The organism is Chitinimonas lacunae (assembly GCF_042650885.1).
GTDB classification, from domain to species: domain Bacteria; phylum Pseudomonadota; class Gammaproteobacteria; order Burkholderiales; family Chitinimonadaceae; genus Chitinimonas_A; species Chitinimonas_A lacunae.
Genome location: NZ_JBHSBU010000001.1, coordinates 4,478,164 through 4,497,735, shown reverse-complemented (window position 1 = coordinate 4,497,735; position 19,572 = coordinate 4,478,164). Strand labels below are relative to the sequence as shown.

The 19,572-nt window shown below is 63.6% G+C and carries 20 protein-coding genes; 6 read left to right on the top strand and 14 right to left on the bottom strand.

Going from position 1 to position 19,572, the window contains the following annotated elements; genetic code table 11:
* Together ACFOW7_RS19255 and ACFOW7_RS19250 are read left to right on the top strand one after the other, a co-directional pair.
* Window positions 1–549: a hypothetical protein gene (locus tag ACFOW7_RS19255; RefSeq protein WP_378167465.1), complete on the top strand. Its 549-nt coding sequence runs from the start codon at window positions 1–3 to the stop codon at window positions 547–549.
* Window positions 550–610: 61 nt separating this feature from the next.
* Window positions 611–1,204, top strand: a complete 594-nt coding sequence (locus ACFOW7_RS19250; protein WP_378167463.1) for a hypothetical protein — start codon at window positions 611–613, stop codon at window positions 1,202–1,204.
* Between the two features lie 252 nt (window positions 1,205–1,456).
* On the opposite strand, the gene ACFOW7_RS19245 is transcribed toward ACFOW7_RS19250, so the two are convergent.
* The 4 genes from ACFOW7_RS19245 to purL form a co-directional block, all read right to left on the bottom strand.
* On the bottom strand, window positions 1,457–1,627 hold the full coding sequence (locus tag ACFOW7_RS19245; protein ID WP_378167461.1) for a hypothetical protein: 171 nt from the start codon (window positions 1,625–1,627) through the stop codon (window positions 1,457–1,459).
* 57 nt (window positions 1,628–1,684) lie between these two features.
* Complete coding sequence (locus ACFOW7_RS19240) at window positions 1,685–2,170, bottom strand: GAF domain-containing protein (RefSeq protein ID WP_378167459.1); 486 nt, start codon at window positions 2,168–2,170, stop codon at window positions 1,685–1,687.
* A gap of 286 nt (window positions 2,171–2,456) precedes the next feature.
* Window positions 2,457–2,972 carry a retropepsin-like aspartic protease family protein gene (locus ACFOW7_RS19235; protein WP_378167457.1) on the bottom strand — a complete coding sequence of 172 codons (516 nt, stop codon included), beginning with the start codon at window positions 2,970–2,972 and terminating at the stop codon, window positions 2,457–2,459.
* Between the two features lie 95 nt (window positions 2,973–3,067).
* Window positions 3,068–7,024 carry a phosphoribosylformylglycinamidine synthase gene (gene purL / locus ACFOW7_RS19230; RefSeq protein WP_378167455.1) on the bottom strand — a complete coding sequence of 1,319 codons (3,957 nt, stop codon included), beginning with the start codon at window positions 7,022–7,024 and terminating at the stop codon, window positions 3,068–3,070.
* A 675-nt stretch (window positions 7,025–7,699) separates the two neighbouring features.
* Here purL and ACFOW7_RS19225 point away from each other — a divergent pair.
* On the top strand, window positions 7,700–8,866 hold the full coding sequence (locus ACFOW7_RS19225) for a zinc-dependent alcohol dehydrogenase (protein ID WP_378167453.1): 1,167 nt from the start codon (window positions 7,700–7,702) through the stop codon (window positions 8,864–8,866).
* A gap of 209 nt (window positions 8,867–9,075) precedes the next feature.
* Here the strand turns inward: ACFOW7_RS19225 and ACFOW7_RS19220 are convergent, their stop codons facing one another.
* Genes ACFOW7_RS19220 through cutA form a run of 3 tightly spaced genes read right to left on the bottom strand, consistent with a single transcriptional unit; the run spans window position 9,076 to window position 11,712 of the window.
* Window positions 9,076–9,597 (bottom strand): TlpA family protein disulfide reductase, encoded by a 522-nt coding sequence (locus ACFOW7_RS19220; RefSeq protein ID WP_378167449.1) that lies wholly within the window; start codon window positions 9,595–9,597, stop codon window positions 9,076–9,078.
* Between the two features lie 32 nt (window positions 9,598–9,629).
* The gene (gene dsbD / locus ACFOW7_RS19215) at window positions 9,630–11,372 is read right to left on the bottom strand and encodes a protein-disulfide reductase DsbD (protein WP_378167447.1); all 1,743 of its coding nucleotides are present in this window, start codon (window positions 11,370–11,372) and stop codon (window positions 9,630–9,632) included.
* Between the two features lies 1 nt (window position 11,373).
* Window positions 11,374–11,712 carry a divalent-cation tolerance protein CutA gene (gene cutA, locus ACFOW7_RS19210; protein WP_378167445.1) on the bottom strand — a complete coding sequence of 113 codons (339 nt, stop codon included), beginning with the start codon at window positions 11,710–11,712 and terminating at the stop codon, window positions 11,374–11,376.
* Here cutA and ACFOW7_RS19205 point away from each other — a divergent pair.
* A complete protein-coding gene (locus tag ACFOW7_RS19205) occupies window positions 11,711–12,151 on the top strand; it encodes an FxsA family protein (protein WP_378167443.1) in 441 nt (146 codons plus the stop codon). The two genes, cutA and ACFOW7_RS19205, sit on opposite strands and share 2 nt — an antisense overlap.
* On the opposite strand, the gene ACFOW7_RS19200 is transcribed toward ACFOW7_RS19205, so the two are convergent.
* The 5 genes from ACFOW7_RS19200 to ACFOW7_RS19180 form a co-directional block, all read right to left on the bottom strand.
* On the bottom strand, window positions 12,143–12,424 hold the full coding sequence (locus ACFOW7_RS19200) for a DUF167 family protein (RefSeq protein WP_378167441.1): 282 nt from the start codon (window positions 12,422–12,424) through the stop codon (window positions 12,143–12,145). The two genes, ACFOW7_RS19205 and ACFOW7_RS19200, sit on opposite strands and share 9 nt — an antisense overlap.
* Entirely contained in the window at window positions 12,421–13,017 is a 597-nt protein-coding gene (locus ACFOW7_RS19195) for a YggT family protein (RefSeq protein ID WP_378167439.1), read from the bottom strand. Before ACFOW7_RS19195 ends, ACFOW7_RS19200 begins: the two co-directional genes overlap by 4 nt.
* Window positions 13,018–13,263: 246 nt before the next feature.
* Window positions 13,264–14,073, bottom strand: a complete 810-nt coding sequence (gene proC, locus ACFOW7_RS19190; RefSeq protein ID WP_378167437.1) for a pyrroline-5-carboxylate reductase — start codon at window positions 14,071–14,073, stop codon at window positions 13,264–13,266.
* A 4-nt stretch (window positions 14,074–14,077) separates the two neighbouring features.
* Window positions 14,078–14,659 (bottom strand): hypothetical protein, encoded by a 582-nt coding sequence (locus tag ACFOW7_RS19185; protein ID WP_378167435.1) that lies wholly within the window; start codon window positions 14,657–14,659, stop codon window positions 14,078–14,080.
* Between the two features lie 7 nt (window positions 14,660–14,666).
* Window positions 14,667–15,362, bottom strand: a complete 696-nt coding sequence (locus ACFOW7_RS19180) for a YggS family pyridoxal phosphate-dependent enzyme (RefSeq protein ID WP_378167433.1) — start codon at window positions 15,360–15,362, stop codon at window positions 14,667–14,669.
* A 59-nt stretch (window positions 15,363–15,421) separates the two neighbouring features.
* Here ACFOW7_RS19180 and ACFOW7_RS19175 point away from each other — a divergent pair, with 59 nt between their 5' ends.
* A complete protein-coding gene (locus tag ACFOW7_RS19175; protein WP_378167431.1) occupies window positions 15,422–16,462 on the top strand; it encodes a type IV pilus twitching motility protein PilT in 1,041 nt (346 codons plus the stop codon).
* Window positions 16,463–16,588: 126 nt separating this feature from the next.
* Complete coding sequence (locus ACFOW7_RS19170; RefSeq protein WP_378167428.1) at window positions 16,589–17,725, top strand: PilT/PilU family type 4a pilus ATPase; 1,137 nt, start codon at window positions 16,589–16,591, stop codon at window positions 17,723–17,725.
* A 73-nt stretch (window positions 17,726–17,798) separates the two neighbouring features.
* Here the strand turns inward: ACFOW7_RS19170 and ACFOW7_RS19165 are convergent, their stop codons facing one another.
* Window positions 17,799–18,407 (bottom strand): hypothetical protein, encoded by a 609-nt coding sequence (locus ACFOW7_RS19165; protein WP_378167426.1) that lies wholly within the window; start codon window positions 18,405–18,407, stop codon window positions 17,799–17,801.
* A gap of 51 nt (window positions 18,408–18,458) precedes the next feature.
* On the bottom strand, window positions 18,459–19,523 hold the full coding sequence (locus ACFOW7_RS19160) for a substrate-binding domain-containing protein (RefSeq protein ID WP_378167424.1): 1,065 nt from the start codon (window positions 19,521–19,523) through the stop codon (window positions 18,459–18,461).
* Window positions 19,524–19,572 lie beyond the last annotated feature (49 nt).

Here is a 19,572-nt window from a genome sequence, read left to right as displayed (position 1 = left end):
ATGCCCCTACCGATCCGCCTTGCCCTTGTCTTGAGCCTGACCGTCTCTGCGGTCCAGGCAGCCGACCCGGTTCGACCGAGCCAGGAAATCAGCGACGCCGCCGTCTATGCCTGGCAGTTCGAGCAGGCCAGGATCATGGTCGAGCTGTCGGCCCAGCACTGTCACCGGCGCGCCGCCGGCGACGTGGCACGTCAGCTCGACGGCGAAATCGAGGCAACCCTGGCGCTGCTCGAAGAAAAGCACCCGGGCGTGCAGGCCCAGATCCGGCAAATCCGCCGTCTGACCCCGGCGCCGATCAATGCCGCGCTACGGCGCCATAGCGGCGACGTGACCAAGCCGGTCAAGGCCCTGTTCAAGGAAGCGGGCAAGGATCGCCATCTCAATAACACCTTATGCCGCGAACTGGCCTCATCGTTTCGCAAGGCGCGGCAGTCCGGCGACGATCTGTTCAGCCTCGAGCCCGCTATGCTGAGTCTGTTGCAGAATACCGATCTCGAACGCTTTCGCAGCCAGGCCGCCCAGCTCGACCCGGCCGGGCCGCTGGACTGAAATGCCTGGGCCTCCCGCCCCATCCTGAAAACTTGTTGATCTGCTTTACGGATAACTAACCATGCCCCTGACCGCCCGTACCCTGCTCGCCCTCAGTCTTGCCCTGCCCGCCACCTATGCGGCGGACACCGCCAAGGAACCTGCCAAGGCGCCGTTCCCGGCCGAATCGAAGGTCGCGTTCGATGTTGCGCTGCATGCCTGGCAGTTCGAGCAGGTGCGCGATATGGCCGAGCTGATGGACAAGACCTGCCGCCAACACGCTTCCACGGCCGTCTCGAGCCAGGCCAGCGCGGAGAAGCAGGCCATGATCGATGTGCTGGAAAAGCAGTACCCGGGCATCCAGAGCCGGATCAAGGACATCCGCAGCCATACCCCCGACAATATCAATGCCCTGATCGCCAGCCAGAGCCGGGGGATGTTCGACCCGTTCAAGGAATTCCTGGCCAAGATGGCCAACGACAAGCAACTGAGCGACAAGATGTGTACCGAGTTCGCCGCTTCGTGGAAGAAGGACACGGTGGCCGCCAACGACCTGTTTGGCCTGAGCCCGCAGCAATTCAGCCAGATGCATACCATCGATATGGCCGACTTCCGCAGCAAGGTGGTGAAGATCGACCTGCCCACTGCGCTGCCTGGCAAAAAAGCCAAGCCTTGATCGAGACGGTCTGACGACAACGGGAGCGATCAAGGTCGCTCCCGTTGTCGTTTGCCGCGGCTGCCGCCTGGCCGTTTCCATCGGCCTCCCCAGCAACGCTGGCTGATCGGCCTGAAGCTGCTATGCCGGGTCCGGACCGGCGATGTGCTAGCGCATTTCCATTGAAATCGGCGTCACTGTTGAGGTGGCCTCCTCGCCTTCATCGGAGCCTTGAGGCCAAGACACACTGAGGCCGAATTGGCTGGAAATGCACTAGCGCAGCAATAGGCGCAGCAGGAAGGCAAAACCTGCATTGATCACCACCGCGAGCACGATCGCCAGCAGATGCTTACGCGCCCCGCTGTATTCGCCGCTGCGCCCGACGATCCAATAGGCCAGCACAAACGACAGCAGCAGAAAAAACCCTACCAACAACACACGCATCGAACACTCCAGATTTCGCCAGCGGGCCACGCTGGCCGGTCCAAGTTCGCCAGACCCTCAGGCCGGGTCGTCCGTCGCTGCCACAAAGCAGGCCAGCAGCCGCTCCAGCCCCAGCCGGTCGGCCTCGCTGAAGCGGTGGTGGATCGGGCTGTCGATGTCGAACACGCCAAGCAGGCGGCCGTCGCGGAGCACCGGCAGCACGATTTCGGCATTGGAGGCGCCGTCACAGGCGATATGGCCGGGGAAGGCATGCACATCGGCCACGATCACCGTTTCACGCCGTGCCGCTGCGGTGCCACAGACGCCGCGACCAAAGGGAATCCGCACACACGCCACCTTGCCCTGGAACGGCCCGAGCAGCAGTTGCTCGCCGCGCGCCAGATAGAAACCGGCCCAGTTCAGGTCGGCCAGGGTCTGGAAGACAAAGGCCGAGAACTGGGCCGCATTGCAGACGAAATCGCGTTCGCCTTCGAGCAGGAGCGCAAGCTGACGTTCGAGCTGGTCGTAATCGGGCGTCAGACTGCTGGGGTCGGTACTGAACATGGCAGCGCAGGCAGAGAGAAAATTGAAGACAGCATCATAACCGCGAACGCCAGAGCGGTCAGCGTGGCCGGTGCCCTGGCCCACACCGATGTTTGCGTCCGGCGCCGCCGCCTCGGACGGGGGCTTATGCGGGCAGCCAGGGATGGAGAGAAGGCGGCAATCGGTCGATCGATGGGTCCGGCGCCACGGACAAAACGAAGCGCCCCGAATCTCTTCGAGGCGCTCTGTATTTATTTTTAGATGTTTCCCGCGCTATACCTTGCAGACGTTTTGCAGGATTGTTTCTTTATCCTGCCTCTCCGCTCCCGCGCGGCGACAGGGTCATCGTATTGTCGTCGATCTCGACCCGCAGCCTTCCCAGCACATTCATGCCGATCAGCACCATATTCTCGTTGCCGAAATTCTCGGCAATCACGGCGCGGACATTGGTCAGTTGCAAGTCACCGAGCGCCACCGTGTGAAGTCGGGTTTCCCAGGCGCGGGCGACACCGTTGGCGGTATTCATCCGCACTTCTTCGCCGCGCGCCAGGCCAAGCCGGTCGGCCAACTGGGACGACAGGCTGACGCTGCTGGCGCCGGTATCGATCAACATCCAGACCGAATGGCCGTTGATCTCGCCCTTGAGCCAGTAATGCCCGCCTTGCGAGCGCTTGAGCACCAGTCGGCCTTCCTGGCTCAGATGGGCGCTTTGTGGTGCCTGATACTGCTCCAGCAAGGCGCCCATCCCGAAATACGCACCAGTCAGAATCAATAGCCACACCAGCCAGACTGGCCCCCAGCGCTGCCACCAGGGCGTTCCCATAAACCCTCTCCTTGCCGGTCACGGCCATCGAGCTTGTCGTGACCCGTCGCAATCACTGCTGGTTCCCCGGCGACCGGGGAACCAGCAAGGTTGCTTTAGCCCAGCCACTTGCGCGCGTTGCGGAACATCCGCAGCCAGGCGCCATCCTCGCCCCAGTTCTGCGGGTGCCAGGAGTTCTGCACGGTACGGAAGACCCGTTCCGGGTGCGGCATCATGATCGTGAAGCGGCCATCGGGCGTGGTCACCCCGGCCAGACCGTCGGGCGAACCGTTCGGGTTGAGCGGGTAGACTTCGGTGGCCTGACCACGGCCATCGACGTAACGGAGCGCGATCAAGGCCGCCCGGCGCTGCGCCGGCTGGGCGAACGCCGCCCGGCCTTCGCCGTGCGACACCACCACCGGCAGCTTCGAGCCGGCCATATCGGCCAGGAACAGCGAGGGGCTGCGCGGCACTTCGACCATGCTGAGCCGCGCCTCGAACTGTTCGGACGCATTGCGCTGGAAGGTCGGCCAGTGCTCGGCACCGGGGATCATCTCGGCCAGGCCCGACATCATCTGGCAGCCGTTGCACACTCCAAGCGCAAAGCTGTCTGCGCGGGCAAAGAAGTCGGCGAACTGATCGCGGGCGCGGGCATTGAACAGGATCGACTTGGCCCAGCCCTGGCCGGCGCCCAGCACGTCGCCGTAGCTGAAACCACCGCAGGCGGCGAAACCCTTGAAGTCGGCCAGATCGATCCGGCCGCTCAGGATATCGGACATATGCACATCGACCGCCGCAAAACCGGCCCGGTCGAACGCTGCGGCCATCTCGATCTGACCGTTGACGCCCTGCTCGCGCAGAATCGCGATGCGCGGCCGTACCCCGGTCTTGATATAGGGCGCGGCCACATCGTCGGCCGGGTCGAAGCGCAGATCGACATACAGGCCGCGCGCATGGCGGTCGGACAGCTGGGCGTATTCCGAATCGGCGCTGGCCGGGTTGTCGCGCAGCCTCTGCAGGCGATGGCTGGTTTCGGACCAGGCGCGGTGCATCTCCACGCGCTGCTCGTTGAATACCAGACGGTTGCGCTTCTTGATCTTGAAGCGGTCGTCGTCGTTGAGCGTACCGATCACATGGAGCTGACTGCGGATGCCGGCGGCGAAGAAGGCCGCCATCACGGTCGGCGTATCGCTGCGGCGGACTTGCAGCACCGCGCCCAGCTCTTCGTTGAACAGCACGCCCATCATGCGGCCGTTCTCGGCCCGCTCGACCTGTTCGGGGGTGATTTCGCCGTATTCGCGCTGATTGCGGCGGCGCTCGATGCACAGCTCGTCGATATCGAGCGTCACCCCGGTATGGCCGGCGAACATCATCTCAGCGAGCGTCACCAGCAGACCGCCGTCGGAGCGGTCGTGATAGGCCAGCAGGCGACCTTCGCTGTTGAGTTTCTGGGTAGTCTCGAAGAAGGCGCGCAGCGTGCCGGCGTCGACCAGATCGGGGCCTTGGCTGCCGACCTGCTTGTAGACCTGCGCCAGGGCAGAACCGGACAGCCGGCATTTGCCATTGCCCAGATCGACCAGGATCAGGTCGGTATCGCCACAATCGGTACGCAGTTGCGGCGTCAGGGTACGCCGCACATCGGTCACCGGGGCAAAGGCCGACACCACCAGGCTCAGCGGCGCCACCACGGCGCGCTGCTCGCCCTCGTCCTGCCATACCGTCTTCATCGACAGGCTGTCTTTACCGACCGGGATGCTGATGCCAAGACCGATGCTCAGGTCGCGCACGGCTTCGACCGTGTCGTACAGATTGGCGTCTTCACCCGGATGACCCGCTGCGGCCATCCAGTTGGCCGACAGCTTGACGTCGCTCAATTGGGCAATCGGTGCCGCGGCCAGATTGGTCAGCGCCTCACCGATGGCCATCCGGCCCGACGCGGGCGCCGAGATCAGCGCCAGCGGCGAGCGCTCGCCCATCGCCATCGCTTCGCCACGGTAGGTATTGAAGCCCATGGTGGTGACGGCCACATCGGCCACCGGCACCTGCCACGGACCGACCATCTGGTCGCGCGCAGTCAGGCCGCCCACGGTGCGGTCGCCGATATGGATCAGGAAACTCTTGTCGGCCACCGCCGGCAGACGCAGCACGCGGTAGGCGGCATCCTTGAGGTCGAGCGGCGAGGAGTCGAAGATCGGGTTGTCGCGCAGCAGCCGGTTGACGTCGCGGCGCATCCGCGGCGGCTTGCCGAGCAGCACGTCCATCGGCATATCGACCGGCTTGTTGCCGAAATGGGCATCGGCCACTTCGAGCCGCTGCTCGAGCGTGGCCGTGCCGACCACGGCAAACGGGCAGCGCTCGCGCTCGCACAGGGCGCGGAAGGTGTCGAGATCGGCGGCAGCGATCGCCAGAACGTAGCGTTCCTGCGATTCATTGCACCAGATCTGCATGGGCGACATGCCCTTCTCTTCGATATGGATATCGCGCAGATTGAAACGGGCGCCGCGCGCCGAGCCGTGCACCAGCTCAGGCAACGCATTGGACAGGCCACCGGCGCCGACGTCGTGGATGCTCAGAATCGGGTTGGCCTCGCCCAGTTGCCAGCAGCGGTCGATCACTTCCTGGGCGCGGCGCTGGATTTCGGGGTTGCCGCGCTGCACCGAGTCGAAATCGAGGTCGGCGGCATTGGCGCCGGTATCCATCGACGAAGCGGCACCGCCGCCCAGGCCGATCAGCATGCCCGGGCCGCCCAGCACCACGATCAGTGCGCCTTCGGGCAGTTCGTGCTTGCCGACATGGTCGGCATCGATATTGCCAAGGCCGCCGGCGATCATGATGGGCTTGTGATAGCCGCGCACTTCGCCATGGAGGCTTTCTTCGAAGGTGCGGAAATAGCCGCTCAGATTGGGCCGGCCGAATTCGTTATTGAAGGCCGCCGCGCCAATCGGGCCGTCGAGCATGATTTGCAGCGCCGACACGATGCGCTGCGGCCGGCCGTATTCGGACCGCTCGTCGCTATAGCGCTCCCACGGCTGCTCGAAGCCCGGAATATTGAGGTTCGATACCGAAAAGCCCGCCAACCCTGCCTTGGGCCGCGAACCACGCCCGGTGGCGCCTTCGTCGCGGATTTCACCGCCCGCCCCGGTCGCCGCGCCCGGGAACGGGGAAATGGCGGTGGGATGGTTGTGGGTCTCGACCTTCATCAGGATATGGGTCGGCCGCTGGCGGTAGCTGTAGTGGTGGTCGGCGCCGGCCGGGTGGAAACGCTCGATTTCAGCGCCTTCGATCACCGAGGCATTGTCGGCATAGGCCACCACCGTGCCTTCAGGATGGGCGGCGTGGGTGTCGCGGATCATGCCGAACAGCGATTTGGCGCGTGCCTCGCCGTCGATCACGAAATCGGCATTGAAGATCTTATGGCGGCAATGCTCGGAATTGGCCTGGGCGAACATCATCAGTTCGATGTCGTGCGGATTGCGGCCGAGCTTGCGGAAATTCTCGTCGAGATAGTCGATCTCGTCTTCAGACAGCGCCAGGCCCATCTCGCGGTTGGCGGCTTCGAGCGCGGCACGGCCGCCACCCAGCAGATCGACGCCGGCAAGCGGCTGCGGCATGACCTGGCGGAACAGGGTGTCCATCGCGGAGAAGTCCGGCCAGACCTGTTCGGTCATGCGGTCATGGGCGGCGCTGGCGAGCTGGGCCCGCTCATGGTCTGGCAGGTCGCGGCCGGCGTAGAGCGCCATGCCGCGTTCGATCCGTACCACCTTGTCAAGGCCGCACAGGCGGACGATATCGGTGGCTTTGGAAGACCAGGGGGAAATCGTGCCGACCCGGGGCGTGACCACCAGCATGGTACCGCAGGCCCGGGCAGGATCGGCGGGGCTGCCGTAGTTGAGCAGGCGGTCGAGTTTGGCCGCTTCGGCCTCGTCGAGCGGTGCCGACAGTTCGATGAAATGCCAGAATTCGGCATAGGGATCGAGATGATCAATACCGGCACTATGCAGGCCGGCGAGCAACTTATCTAGACGAAAGCGTGAAAGCGCGACGCCGCCGCGCAGCTTGAGCAGGGTGGTCATTGAAGGTCGCCGTGACGAGGGAGAGCGGGTTAGAGGCTGGATTTTAGCGGATTTTACCGCCAGCGGGGGCCGCAGCGCCCGCCATGCAAGCAGTGCGCCGGCTCGGCAAACAAAGTCAACACTGGCTTTCGCGCTCCGCCCCCCGACTGGCCCTTGCAGCCACTACACGCCCACCAGCAAGAATTACACAGCCGTCCGGACTGCCCTCATCGACAGCAACCGTCCAAAGACGTCAGCCCCCGCTTTCCTTCGATCCCGCCCCACCACGCAGCCCGCCTTGCGTCCAGCCGTTCCTGAACCTGCGTCCACCGCCCCCTCCGTCCCACCAGACGAACGCTCGATTGCACCGTCCAACCCCACTTGCAACCCCACCTCAACAACCTGCCCCCACCGCGCGCCCCAACACAGCCAGGCCCCCGGCCCGGCCGTCGCGAAAATGCCTTTGCCGCTTGCGTCGCCGATCGCTCTTCGTGGTTGCCGACCGATCGACGGCTCGGGACTGAACAATGATTGGACGGCTGCCAGGTGAACCGCGATTAGCCAGCGTCTGGAAGAGACCATCAGCGCCCTCTCCACGCCCCATTGCCCATCCAGGCATTGCATCTGCTGCAAGCACGCTAACCCGCCCGCCAACGACGGCCAGGCCGTCGCCACCCAGCCGAGGAGGCCCAGCTTATGAAAGCCCTGACTTATCACGGCGCCCACGATGTACGGGTTGAAACCATGCCCGATCCGGTGCTGCAACAACCTGACGACATTATCTTGCGGGTCACGGCCACCGCGATCTGCGGCTCCGACCTGCATCTTTACCGGGGCAAGATGCCCGAGATGAAGGAAGGCGACATCCTGGGCCATGAATTTATGGGCATCGTCGAAGAGGTCGGCCCGGAAGTGACCCGGCTGGTGCGCGGAGATCGGGTGGTGGTGCCGTTTACCATTTCCTGCGGCGAATGCTTCTTCTGCCGCAAATCGCTCTACTCGGCCTGCGAAACCACCAATCCGGGCCGCGGCGCGATCATGAACCGCAAGAATGTGCGCTCAGGTGCCGGGATGTTCGGCTACACCCATCTCTACGGCGGCTATCCAGGCGGCCAGGCCGAGCTGGTGCGGGTGCCGCGCGCCAATGTCGGTCCGCTCAAGCTGCCGCACGGGGTGGCCGATGAGCGGGTGCTGTTTCTGTCCGACATCCTGCCGACCGGCTACCAGGCCGTGCTCAACGGCGAAGTCGGGCCCGGCTCGACCGTGGCGATCTTCGGCGCCGGCCCGGTCGGCATGATGTCGGCTGCCTGCGCCCGGCTGCTCGGCGCCGAACGGATTTTCATGATCGACCATCATTCCTATCGGCTTGGTTTTGCCCAGGCCACCTACGATGTCGAGCCGATCAATTTCGACAATGATGACGACCCGGCCGAGCGGATTATCGAAGCCACCGACTACCGTGGCGTCGATTGCAGCATCGACGCGGTCGGTTTCGAGGCCAAGGGCAGCATGGTCGAGACGGTGCTGACCGACCTTAAGCTCGAAGGATCGAGCGGCAAGGTGCTACGCCAGGCGATCGCCGCCACCCGGCGTGGCGGGGTGGTCAGCGTGCCCGGCCTCTACAGCGGTTTTCTGCATGGTTTTCTGTTTGGCGACGCCTTTGAAAAAGGGCTGAGCTTCCGCATGGGCCAGACCCACACGCAGCGCTTCATGCCCCTGCTGCTCGAACATATTCTCGAAGGTCGTCTGAATCCCGAAGTCATCATCACCCACCGGCTGCCGCTCGATCAGGCGGCGCATGGCTATCGGATCTTTGATGAGAAGGAGGAAGACTGCCGCAAGGTCATCATGACCCCGGGCTGAGACGGCAGCCACACAGGCCGACCAATAGAAAATAATCAGCAAAGCAACCGCAAGAAATACGGCGGAAAAAATCCAAAAATGAATTTTTCCCGCCAGTCTATTTGATGGGCAGCCTGGGCTGCATCAGGAGCGTGGACAAACCGTCGAGCGGGCCTATCCAGCGTGTCCCCCTTGGTGCGGCCCAGTCGGACGCCAAGCGAGTGCCTTGCTTACTTGATCGCGTTCAGATACTGCTCAAGCTTATCGCGATGGAGCAGCCCGGCATGGGTCGCCACCTGCTTGCCCTGGGCGTCGAACACCAGGGTGAACGGCAGCCCGCCGAATTGGTTGCCGTTGGCGCGCATCAGATCCATGGCGTCCTGCTCGCCCAGCAGAACCGGGTAGTTGACCGGCACTTCCTTGAGAAATTTCTCGACCGCCGCCTTATTGTCGATGGCGATGCCAAGCACCTGCACCTTATTGCCGCGCGCCCGCTGGACCGCCACGAAATCGGGCATCTCCTGCCGGCAGGGCGCGCACCAGCTGGCCCAGAAATTGACCACCAATGGCTTGCCACGGAACTGCGCCAGCGACTGCGGCTTGCCATCGAGACCGGTAAAACGGGCGCTCCAGAAATCATTGGCCTTGACCGCCGGCTGCGGCGCCGCCTCGGCCTGCTGCCACCAGGCAACACCGGCGCCGCCCAATAGCGCCAGGGCAGCCACCGCAGCGTAGAGCAGATTGAGTTTCATCGAACAGAAGCTCCTTGATTGATCAGGGCGGATCAACCCGCCAGGGCGCGATCGAGACGTTGCAGGAAGGGGTCGGCCTTCTCGAAACCGACCAGCCGCTCGGCCAACTGCTTGCCGTTGCGATCAAAGAAGATAATGCCGGGCGGGCCGTACAGCTTGAAGCGGGCCAGCAGCGCCTTGTCGTCGACGTTGTTGGCCGTCACATCGGCTTTCAGCAGCACGGCACCGGCGAGCCTTTGCCGCACCCGCGGGTCGGCAAAGGTGAAGCGTTCCATTTCCTGACAGGAAACACACCAGTCGGCATAGAAGTCGAGCATCACCGGCCGACCGGCTGCGGCCACCACGGCGGCATCGAGTTCGGCCACGCTGCGCACCTTCTGGAACGGCAGACCGGTCTCGGCCGCCACCGCGCCGCCACCGCCCAGCACCCGGAGCGGCTGGAGCGGGTCGCGGCTGCCGGCGAGCAGTCCCACCATCTGCGCCGCACCGACCAGCACCAGCACCAAGCCGAACGACTTCCACAGTCGTTTCCAGCCCGTGGCATGGGTCGGCAATGGGTCGAGCGCCGACAGCTGGATACCGGCACCGATGGCCAGCAGCGCCACGGCCAGCATCACCATCCAGTCGTCGAGCACCGGCCGGGCGATCCACAGCGCCAGCGCCAGCATCAGCACGCCGAACACACTGCGGACCCGGGTCATCCACGGCCCGGCCTTGGGCAGCACATGACCGCCCGCAACCCCGACCACGATCAGCGGCAGACCGATCCCCAGCGCCATCACATACAGCGCAGCGCCGCCCAGCAGCACATCACCGCTGGCCCCGATATACCCAAGCGCCGCAGCAAGCGGCGGCGCCACGCATGGACCGACGATCAGCGCCGACAGCACCCCCATCACCAGCACCGACAGCCAGCGGCCACCGGGAAGACGGTTGGAGGCGTCGTTGAGCCGCGACTGCAAGGCAGTCGGCAGTTGCAGGTCGTAGAGACCGAACATCGACAGCGCCATCAGCACGAAGAACAGCGCAAACGCCCCGAGCACCCAGGGCTGTTGCAGCGCAGCCGATAGCAGCGTACCCGACAGCGCAGCGGCGATCCCAGCCAGCGCATAGGCCACGGCCATCCCCTGCACATAGACAAAGGTCAGGACGAAACCCCGCCGCTTGTCCACCTGGGCACCCTGGCCGACGATGATGCTGGAGACGATGGGAATCAGCGGATACATGCAGGCGGTGAAAGCGAGGCCCAGGCCGGCGACGAAGAACACCAGCAGCACGGCAGGCAGGCTCTTGCCCTGGAAGGGATTGTCGGCATCAAGACCCGATGCCGGAGGCGCGGTGGCAGGCGGCCGCGCAGCCTCGGCACTGGCAAGCGCCAGCGAGACGGTTTGCGGCGGATAGCACAGTCCGGCGTCGGCACAGCCCTGCGAGGTCATCTTGAGCTTGGCCCCTGCCGGGAATGGCGTCGAGGCCGTCAGCACGATCTCGACGCTGTTGCGGTAGGTTTCGACCTCGCCGAAGTAATCGTCCTTTTTCAGCTTGCCGGGCGGCAGCTCGGCATTGAGTTCACCGGCGGGTTCGAGCGAGAACTTGAAACGGTCGCGATAGAGGTAATACCCTTCGGCCACCTTGAACACCACCACGGCGGTGCGGGCGTCACGCTGGGTCAGCGTGTGCTGGAAGGCCACTTCGGGCGCCAGCAGCTCGGACTCATCGGCAGCCAGCGCCAGCACGGCCCAGAGCGCGAGCAGCCAGACGGACAGAAACTTGCGCATCTCAATGCCCCTCCAAGCCCGACTGGGTGCGGACCCAATCGAGATACCCAGGCAAGCCGGCCGTCAGCGGCAGCGCGATAATCTCGGGCAGCTCATAAGGATGCCGCTCACGCAATAGCGTCTCGACCTCGGCATAGCGCGACACGGTGGTCTTGATCAGCAGCGGCCATTCGCCTGCTTGCTCGATCTCACCGTGCCAGCGGTATACCGATTGCACGGCAGGCAGGATATTGACGCACGCCGCCAGCCGCCGCTCGACCAGTGCGCTGGCGAGCGCCCGCGCCGTCGCCTCGTCGGGCGCGTTGCAGACAACAACGATCACTTCTGTGGATTGACTCATGGCTAGATTCTTACCCTGGATAATTTTTGCGCTGCTCTGTCTGCCGCTGGCCGATCTGCTGTCGGCCTTCTGGCTCGCCCGCCAGATCGGCTGGTGGACGGCTCTGTGGCTGATTGCTGCGGCGGTACTCGGCTTCACCATTCTGAAGAACTGGCGCGCCGCCACGGCCTGGGCCGTCGTGGGCAGCCTGCGCGACGGCAGCGCACCGTTTCGCCGCATGTTCTGGGTGGCGCGCAGCCTGGTGGCCGCGCTCTTGCTGATCTTTCCGGGCGCGCTGAGCGATCTGATGGCGCTGGTGCTGCTGCTGCCCTGGCCGTCGCCCTCGGACAACCTGCCGCCACGTCCGAACGATCAGGTGATCGAAGGCGAATTCGTCCGGGTCGAGCCGGCCCAGGTCGAACCGCCCCGGCTCGAGGATTCGCAACGGCACTCAGGATAACAGGCTGGCCGGATCGACGGCGCTGCCCTCGATCCGCACCCGCTTGCGGCGCGACGTCTCGCCCGACAGCAGACTGACCCGGTTGCGCCCGACCTGGAACTGCCCGGCCAGCCACGCCAGCAGCGCGGCATTGGCCTTGCCTTCCACGGGCGGCGCCGCCAGCCGCAGCTTGAGCATGCCGTCGAACAGCCCGGCCGGCTCGGTCTTTCTGGCGCCGGGCTGGATATACAGCATCAGCGTCAACACTTCGCCTTCCTGCTGCCACCAGCTCATGCGCCCATCACCAGCATGGTGTTGAGCTTCACTTCATTGATCAGCGGACTCAGGAAGAAGCGCTGGGTCATATCGACCAGCAGCATCAGCACCAGAAAACTCAGATCGATCCCGCCAAGCCTTGGCAACACCCGCTGCAAGGGCGCCACGACCCGCCGGGTCAGGGCGTCCAGCAGCGGCATCAGCGGATTGAACGGACTCACCCACGACAGCACCGCCTGCACCAGCAGCACCGCAAACAGCATGGTCAGGCCCCAGCGCAGCAGCTCAAGCACGCCAAGCGCCGCCAATCCCAGCAGAAAACCCGGATTGGCCAGATGGACCGGATTGAACGACCACAGCATCAGCACCAGCAGATGCATCAGCACGGCCAACAGCCAGGCGAGCAGCAGGCTGGCCGTGTCATAGCCCTTGATGCTGGGCAGCACGCGCCGGGTCGGCAGCACCATGAAATTGGTCAGCTTGACCACGAACTGGGCCAGGGGATGGGAAAACGGCGCCCGCACCACCTGCAAGAAGAAGCGCAGCAGCAGATTGAGGATGAAAAAGGCGGCAATGCTCTGGATCAGAAAGCTCAAGGCTTCGGCGAACATGGGTCGGAGGGTCCTCGTCTTGGGTCTTGTTCTCGATCGCCGGGCGCCGCGCGCCGGCCCGCTACCGACCGGCCGGCGCCGTGACGGTTCCCGGCTGGCACGGCTGTCCATGCGAAAGCCGGGGCTGGACTCGACCGACGCATGGACGGACGAGCCAGGCCCGTCCGGTAAGTCTATGGCAATAAATCAGATATTTTTAATCTAAATGGCGCTACAACTTGCAGTGCAATAGCACTTATTTTTCCGCTAGGACTGTCCCAGCTGATCGGCCAACTCTGCGGCACGGCTGGCCGCCGCAGCGGCCGCCTCCACGATCGCCGCCCGCACCTCGCGCGCTTCGAGCCGGGCCAGGGCAGCCTCGGTAGTGCCGCCTTTGGAGGTCACGCGCTGGCGCAGCACCGCCGCCGACTCGGGACTGGCCTGGGCCAGCCGCACCGCCCCGTCGAAGGTGGCGTAAGCCAGCCGACGCGCGGTCTCCGCCGCAAAGCCCTGGGCAGTGGCAGCTTCGGTCAGGGCGTCGAGCAGGTAGAACACATAGGCGGGGCCGGAGCCGGAGATGGCGGTGACGGCATCGATATCCGCTTCCTGCTCGACCCAGACCACGTCGCCGATGGCCGCGAGCAAGGCGTCGGCGCTGGCGCGGTCCGACCTATCGGCGCGCGGCCCGAGCCAGGCGCCGCTGATGCCGGCCCGCACCAGCGCCGGGGTATTGGGCATCACCCGGATCAAGCGGGCGCCGCCGTCGAGCCAGCGGTCGAGGTCGGCCATCCTCACCCCGGCAGCGATACTGATCACCAGCCGCCCCGCCAGCTCGCCGGCACGGGCACGCGCCACCTGGGCCAGCTGCTGCGGCTTGACTGCCAGCACCACGGTGGGCGCCGCCGGCAGCGGCTCGACCGGATCGAAGGTGGCGATGCCGTAATCGGCCGTCAGTTGGGCCCGCCGGGCAGGGTCGGGGTCGACCGCGCCCAGCTCGGCAGCGGTCCAGCCTTGTGCCAGCAGTCCGCCCAGCATGGCGCCGGCCATATTGCCGCCGCCGATGAATACCACCTTCATCAGATCACCCCTCCGGTTTGTCGGCCGCCGTCAGATCGAGCAGCGGCTTGCGCTTTTGCAGCAGATGTTTGAGCAGATTGAAATAGAGCTTGTCGAGTTCGGCGTGGCCGCTGATCGGCAGGGCCAGCGCGCCGCCGCTGTGCTGTAGGCTCAGGCGCGACAACTGGCCGCCGCGCATCCGGTAGACCAGCGCCGAGACCCCGGCAGACGAGACGGAAATCGTGGCCGGCACCCCCCAGCCGCGATAGCTCAGGGCGATGGCGTCGTCGCCGACGGCGATCACCGGGGTCCAGAACCAGTAACGCACCCGCCAGGCCGCGCCGACGCAGACGGCGATCACCGCCAGCGCTAGGACCAGTCCCAGCCAGTGGCGCGTGAACAGCGCCTGGAGCAGGAATCCGAGCACGACCAGCACGGCCAGGACGGCGCCGCCCAGCACGGCCAGACGATTGGGGGAGGATTCGGGCATGCGCTCCCAGGCGGAAGCCAGCGACAGCGTATCGCAGCGCTCGCCTTCCTCGATGCGCAACCAGCGCGCCAGATCACTCAGGGAGGCCCCGGTCAGGGCGGAAGGGAAATTGAACATGCCGGTCTCAGGCAGGATAGGCACGCTGGCCAAACAAGGCAGTGCCGACCCGAACGATGGTGGCACCTTCGAGGATCGCCAGTTCGAGGTCGGACGACATGCCCATCGACAAAGTATCGAGTGCCAGGCCGTCGCGATTGAGCTGGTCGCGGCAGCGGCGCAATTGGGCAAAGCGCGCCCGCAGTTGCGCAGGCTCGCTGTCGGCTTCGGGAATGCACATCAGGCCGCGCAGCCGTAATCGGGGCAAGGCCGCCACGGCGGCGGCAAGCTCGGGCAGCTCGGCCGGCGCACAGCCGGATTTGCTCGCTTCGCCCGAGACATTGACCTGGATGCAGACCTGCAAGGGCTCCAGGGCCGCGGGGCGCTGGGCCGACAGGCGCTCGGCGATCTTCAGCCGGTCGAGCGAATGGACCCAGTGGGCCCGCTCGGCCACGGTACGGGTCTTATTGCTTTGCAGCGGACCGATAAAGTGCCATTCCAGGTCGGTCAGGTCGCTCAGCTCGGCCGATTTGGCGTCGAGTTCCTGCACATAGTTCTCACCGAAGGCGCGCTGGCCGGCCGCATGACAAAGTCGTACCGCTTCGGCCGGGAAGGTCTTACTCACCGCCAATAAACGGCATTCACCGGCTGGCCGACCGGCGGCCGACAGGGCGGAATCGATGCGTTCTAGCACGGCCAGTCTGGATTTATAGAGCTCTGCCATCCATAATGCTTTCGGAATATCGCCGCGCCAATCGCGGCCTCTGCGGAGGATTATACAAGATGGAAATTTCCGAACTCCTCGCCTTCTCGGTCAAGAACAAGGCATCCGATCTGCACTTATCGTCGGGTTTGCCGCCAATGATCCGGGTACATGGCGACGTGCGGCGTATCAACCTGCCGCCGATGGAGCATAAGGACGTACACGATATGGTGTACGACATTATGAACGACCACCAGCGCAAGACCTACGAGGAAACGCTCGAATGCGACTTCTCGTTCGAGATTCCCAATCTGGCGCGCTTCCGGGTCAACGCCTTCGTCCAGAACCGGGGGGCCGGTGCGGTATTCCGTACCATTCCGTCCAAGGTGCTGACGCTCGAAGAGCTGAACTGCCCCAAGATTTTCAAAGATATTTCGCAAAACCCGCGCGGCATCGTGCTGGTGACGGGTCCGACCGGTTCGGGCAAGTCGACCACGCTGGCGGCCATGATCAACTTCATCAACGAAAACGAGTACGGTCATATTCTGACCGTGGAAGACCCGATCGAATTCGTGCATGAATCGAAGAAGTGTCTGATCAACCAGCGCGAAGTGGGTCCGCATACCCTGTCGTTCGCCAACTCGCTCAAAGCGGCACTGCGGGAAGACCCCGATGTGATCCTGGTGGGCGAAATGCGAGACCTCGAAACCATCCGTCTGGCGCTGACCGCTGCCGAAACCGGCCACTTGGTGTTCGGTACGCTGCACACCAGCTCGGCCGCCAAGACCATCGACCGTATCGTCGACGTGTTCCCGGCTGCGGAAAAGGAAATGGTGCGGGCCATGCTGTCGGAATCGCTGCGCGCGGTGATTTCGCAGACGCTGTGCAAGACCAAGGACGGCAACGGCCGGGTCGCGGCACATGAAATCATGATCGGTATTCCGGCCATCCGTAACCTGATCCGCGAGGCCAAGGTGGCGCAGATGTATTCGGCGATCCAGACCGGCCAGCAATACGGGATGCAGACGCTTGACCAGTGTCTGACCGAGCTGGTGCGCCGCAATGTGATTTCGGCCGGCGAGGCGCGCGGCAAGGCGATGAATCCGGACAACTTCAAGTAAGCACGCTTCGGCGGGCATTGCCTCCCGCCGCAGCCCACCGGCGCGCCCACCCTCGATGGGGTTGGCGCGCCGTCCCATTGCACCGACGCCCGCCGTGCCCGGCGGAGTCTGACGAAAGGAAGCGAGATGGAAAAGGAACAGGCAACCAAATTCATGCACGACCTGCTGCGGCTGATGCGGGCCAAGAACGCGTCGGACTTGTTTTTGACCGCCGATTTTCCACCTGCGATGAAGATCGACGGCAAGATGACCCCGGTGTCGAGCCAGATCCTCAACAGCCAGCACACCAAGGAACTGGCCCGGGCGGTGATGAACGACCGTCAGGCCGAAGAGTTCGAAGCCACCAAGGAATGCAACTTCGCCATCAGCCCGGGCGGCATCGGCCGCTTCCGTGCCAATGCCTTTGTGCAGCAGGGCCGGATCGGCCTGGTATTGCGGACCATCACCACCGAGATTCCCAAGTTCGACGATCTGGGCCTGCCGCCGGTACTCAAGGACGTGGCACTCACCAAACGCGGTCTGGTGATTTTCGTCGGCGGTACCGGTTCGGGTAAGTCAACCTCGCTGGCGGCGATGATCGGTTTCCGTAACGAAAACAGCTACGGCCATATCATCACCATCGAAGACCCGGTCGAATATGTGCACGAGCACCGCAACTGCATCGTGACCCAGCGCGAGGTCGGGGTCGATACCGACTCCTGGCATGCCGCCCTGAAGAACACGCTGCGTCAGGCGCCCGATGTGATTCTGATCGGTGAGATCCGCGACCGCGAAACCATGGACTACGCGATCGCCTTCTCGGAAACCGGTCACTTGTGTATGGCCACCCTGCACGCCAACTCGGCCAACCAGGCACTTGACCGTATCATCAACTTCTTCCCGGAAGAGCGGCGCGCCCAGCTGCTGATGGACCTGTCGCTGAACCTGAAGTCGCTGGTGTCGCAGCGGCTGATCCCGCACCGTTCGGGCAAAGGTCGGGCGGCTGCGGTCGAAGTGCTGCTCAACTCGCCGCTGATTTCCGACCTGATCTTCAAGGGCGATGTGCACGAGATCAAGGAAATCATGTCGAAGAGCCGCGAACTGGGCATGCAGACCTTCGACCAAGCACTGTTCGACCTGTACGAGGCCGGCAAGATCAGCTACGAAGACGCCCTCAGAAACGCCGACTCGGTCAACGACCTGCGTCTCAAGATCAAGCTCGAATCGAAGGAAGCCAAGGGCAAGGACATCCTGGCCGGGCTCGATCACCTCGATATCGTCTAAGCCGATACGAAAAATCCAAAAAGGGCCGGCAAGTCACCGGCCCTTTTTGGTTGTGCAACGGACGCGCTCTTTTTCAGCTAACGTCCAGTATCAATCCCATCCGACTTTCCAAGGCCACTCCCAACGCCCGCTGAACACAGTCAATCGGTATTTGGTGCATCTCGTACTCAGCCTCGCTCATCATTTCCCGCACTTTCTTCATTTCAGCATTCAAGCTGGCGATTTCCTCGGGCGTCCAATAACCGATCCAGCACAGATAATCTTCAGGCGAAACAAACTGATGGTCGAACGTGGTCTGTGCCAGCGTTCTGCCTTCTATCATCCAATCCCATCGTTGCAGCATCGTGCGAGAGGCATATTTTTCGATGATTTCCCGTGCGTCGTGGCAGCGCCAAGCATAGAAGCCGCCTTCCACCACTTTCACTTCGGAGGGCTCCAGGCTCGCGCAATAGCAAAACCAGAAATCTGTCACAGCCCGGTCCAGAATCCGAGCCTCCTCCGGAGTTTTCCTATGCAATTTTCCCGATTTGTCCGCCAGGATGCTTTCCAAGAGTGGCAATACCTGGGCGTCAAATTCTCCAGGGTATTCCTGTCGATTGGCTGCATACCAGCCATAAAAGTCTTCCGCATAGAGCAAAAAGAGCGATTGCAGATCGTTCAGCTTATTCAGATACAGATTCAATCGAATTCCCACTCACTACTCTCTTTCCAATACAGGCCTGAAAAACCTGCCTTATTTACTCATCTCCACTCTCTCCTGGCGCCTCCACATCTCCCGATATGCCTGTCGATAGCCATTTTCCGGGTCGTAATGCGATTGGCGGCCGCCGTCGCGGTTGATATTGCTGAAAGTGATCAGTTTGGCAGGGGTGACGTAACCGCTCGGGGGACGGTTGGCAAATAGTCGGTTCAGTTCATCGACGATCTGCCAGCCTTGGAAGTTGAGCGGTTCGGAGACCGTCGCCGTCTGGTAACGATGCAGACGGATGCGCTGATAGGCCGAGGCGCTGCCGTCGCCGGCCGAGATGCAGGAAATCCGGCCATAGAGCGGCAATTTGGCGCTGGCGAAGACCTGTTCGGCATGATCGAAGTAGATGTCGTTGATGGCAAGGCTATGGGTCCAGCGCTCACCATGACGCGCCAGCAGTTCGCGCACGGCAGTGGGGGTTTCCAGATGGCTTTGCGAGATGGCGATATCGCGGATTTCGAGCAGGACGCATTCTGGGCAACGTTTGATCACCGCAGCCATCAATTGGGTCTTGCGCGTGGCGATGGCAAAGTTGGAATCGGTGAAGATCACCACCCCAGCCCGGCCACGCGAATGGACCACGGCCGCATTGGCAGCCATCCGGGCCACCTGGTCGGTATCGGTGGTGACGTTGAAGCGGACCGGTGTGCCGGCAATCGGGCCGGGATTGGGGCCGGCGTGCCAGCCGATGACCGGGCGATCCTCGAAACGGGCGATGGCGTCGGCGTAGCGTACGGCGTCCATACCACCGATCACCACGCCGTCGGGATGCAGCGCCAGGGCTTCGTCGAAGGCGGCATGGCGGCCACTGTCGCTGCCTTGGGCATCGACCACATAAAGCCGCCAGCCGATGGCCGCCACCGCTTCGCGCATTCCGCGCATCACGCCGGCGATGCCGCCGTTGCGTAAATCCTCGGCGATATAGACCACGGTCTTGCCACGCTGCGCCGGCACCCCCGAGTCGAACACAAAAGGCCGACTCGGCCCCTGGCTCGCCCCAAGCCCCAATACCGAATACAGCATCAAGATGGCCAGCAAAAGATAACGCATCGCATCCTCCCGTCCCTCTCCACTATAGTGAGAGTGGTACCGGCATCAA

What these genes read in the sequence shown, in the direction of transcription:
- ACFOW7_RS19255 (WP_378167465.1), top strand. Translation starts at nt 1, where the DNA reads ATGCCCCTACCGATCCGCCTTGCCCTTGTCTTGAGCCTGACCGTCTCT.
- ACFOW7_RS19250 (WP_378167463.1), top strand. Translation starts at nt 611, where the DNA reads ATGCCCCTGACCGCCCGTACCCTGCTCGCCCTCAGTCTTGCCCTGCCC.
- ACFOW7_RS19245 (WP_378167461.1), bottom strand. Translation starts at nt 1,627, where the DNA reads ATGCGTGTGTTGTTGGTAGGGTTTTTTCTGCTGCTGTCGTTTGTGCTG.
- ACFOW7_RS19240 (WP_378167459.1), bottom strand. Translation starts at nt 2,170, where the DNA reads ATGTTCAGTACCGACCCCAGCAGTCTGACGCCCGATTACGACCAGCTC.
- ACFOW7_RS19235 (WP_378167457.1), bottom strand. Translation starts at nt 2,972, where the DNA reads ATGGGAACGCCCTGGTGGCAGCGCTGGGGGCCAGTCTGGCTGGTGTGG.
- purL (WP_378167455.1), bottom strand. Translation starts at nt 7,024, where the DNA reads ATGACCACCCTGCTCAAGCTGCGCGGCGGCGTCGCGCTTTCACGCTTT.
- ACFOW7_RS19225 (WP_378167453.1), top strand. Translation starts at nt 7,700, where the DNA reads ATGAAAGCCCTGACTTATCACGGCGCCCACGATGTACGGGTTGAAACC.
- ACFOW7_RS19220 (WP_378167449.1), bottom strand. Translation starts at nt 9,597, where the DNA reads ATGAAACTCAATCTGCTCTACGCTGCGGTGGCTGCCCTGGCGCTATTG.
- dsbD (WP_378167447.1), bottom strand. Translation starts at nt 11,372, where the DNA reads ATGCGCAAGTTTCTGTCCGTCTGGCTGCTCGCGCTCTGGGCCGTGCTG.
- ACFOW7_RS19205 (WP_378167443.1), top strand. Translation starts at nt 11,711, where the DNA reads ATGGCTAGATTCTTACCCTGGATAATTTTTGCGCTGCTCTGTCTGCCG.
- cutA (WP_378167445.1), bottom strand. Translation starts at nt 11,712, where the DNA reads ATGAGTCAATCCACAGAAGTGATCGTTGTTGTCTGCAACGCGCCCGAC.
- ACFOW7_RS19200 (WP_378167441.1), bottom strand. Translation starts at nt 12,424, where the DNA reads ATGAGCTGGTGGCAGCAGGAAGGCGAAGTGTTGACGCTGATGCTGTAT.
- ACFOW7_RS19195 (WP_378167439.1), bottom strand. Translation starts at nt 13,017, where the DNA reads ATGTTCGCCGAAGCCTTGAGCTTTCTGATCCAGAGCATTGCCGCCTTT.
- proC (WP_378167437.1), bottom strand. Translation starts at nt 14,073, where the DNA reads ATGAAGGTGGTATTCATCGGCGGCGGCAATATGGCCGGCGCCATGCTG.
- ACFOW7_RS19185 (WP_378167435.1), bottom strand. Translation starts at nt 14,659, where the DNA reads ATGTTCAATTTCCCTTCCGCCCTGACCGGGGCCTCCCTGAGTGATCTG.
- ACFOW7_RS19180 (WP_378167433.1), bottom strand. Translation starts at nt 15,362, where the DNA reads ATGGCAGAGCTCTATAAATCCAGACTGGCCGTGCTAGAACGCATCGAT.
- ACFOW7_RS19175 (WP_378167431.1), top strand. Translation starts at nt 15,422, where the DNA reads ATGGAAATTTCCGAACTCCTCGCCTTCTCGGTCAAGAACAAGGCATCC.
- ACFOW7_RS19170 (WP_378167428.1), top strand. Translation starts at nt 16,589, where the DNA reads ATGGAAAAGGAACAGGCAACCAAATTCATGCACGACCTGCTGCGGCTG.
- ACFOW7_RS19160 (WP_378167424.1), bottom strand. Translation starts at nt 19,523, where the DNA reads ATGCGTTATCTTTTGCTGGCCATCTTGATGCTGTATTCGGTATTGGGG.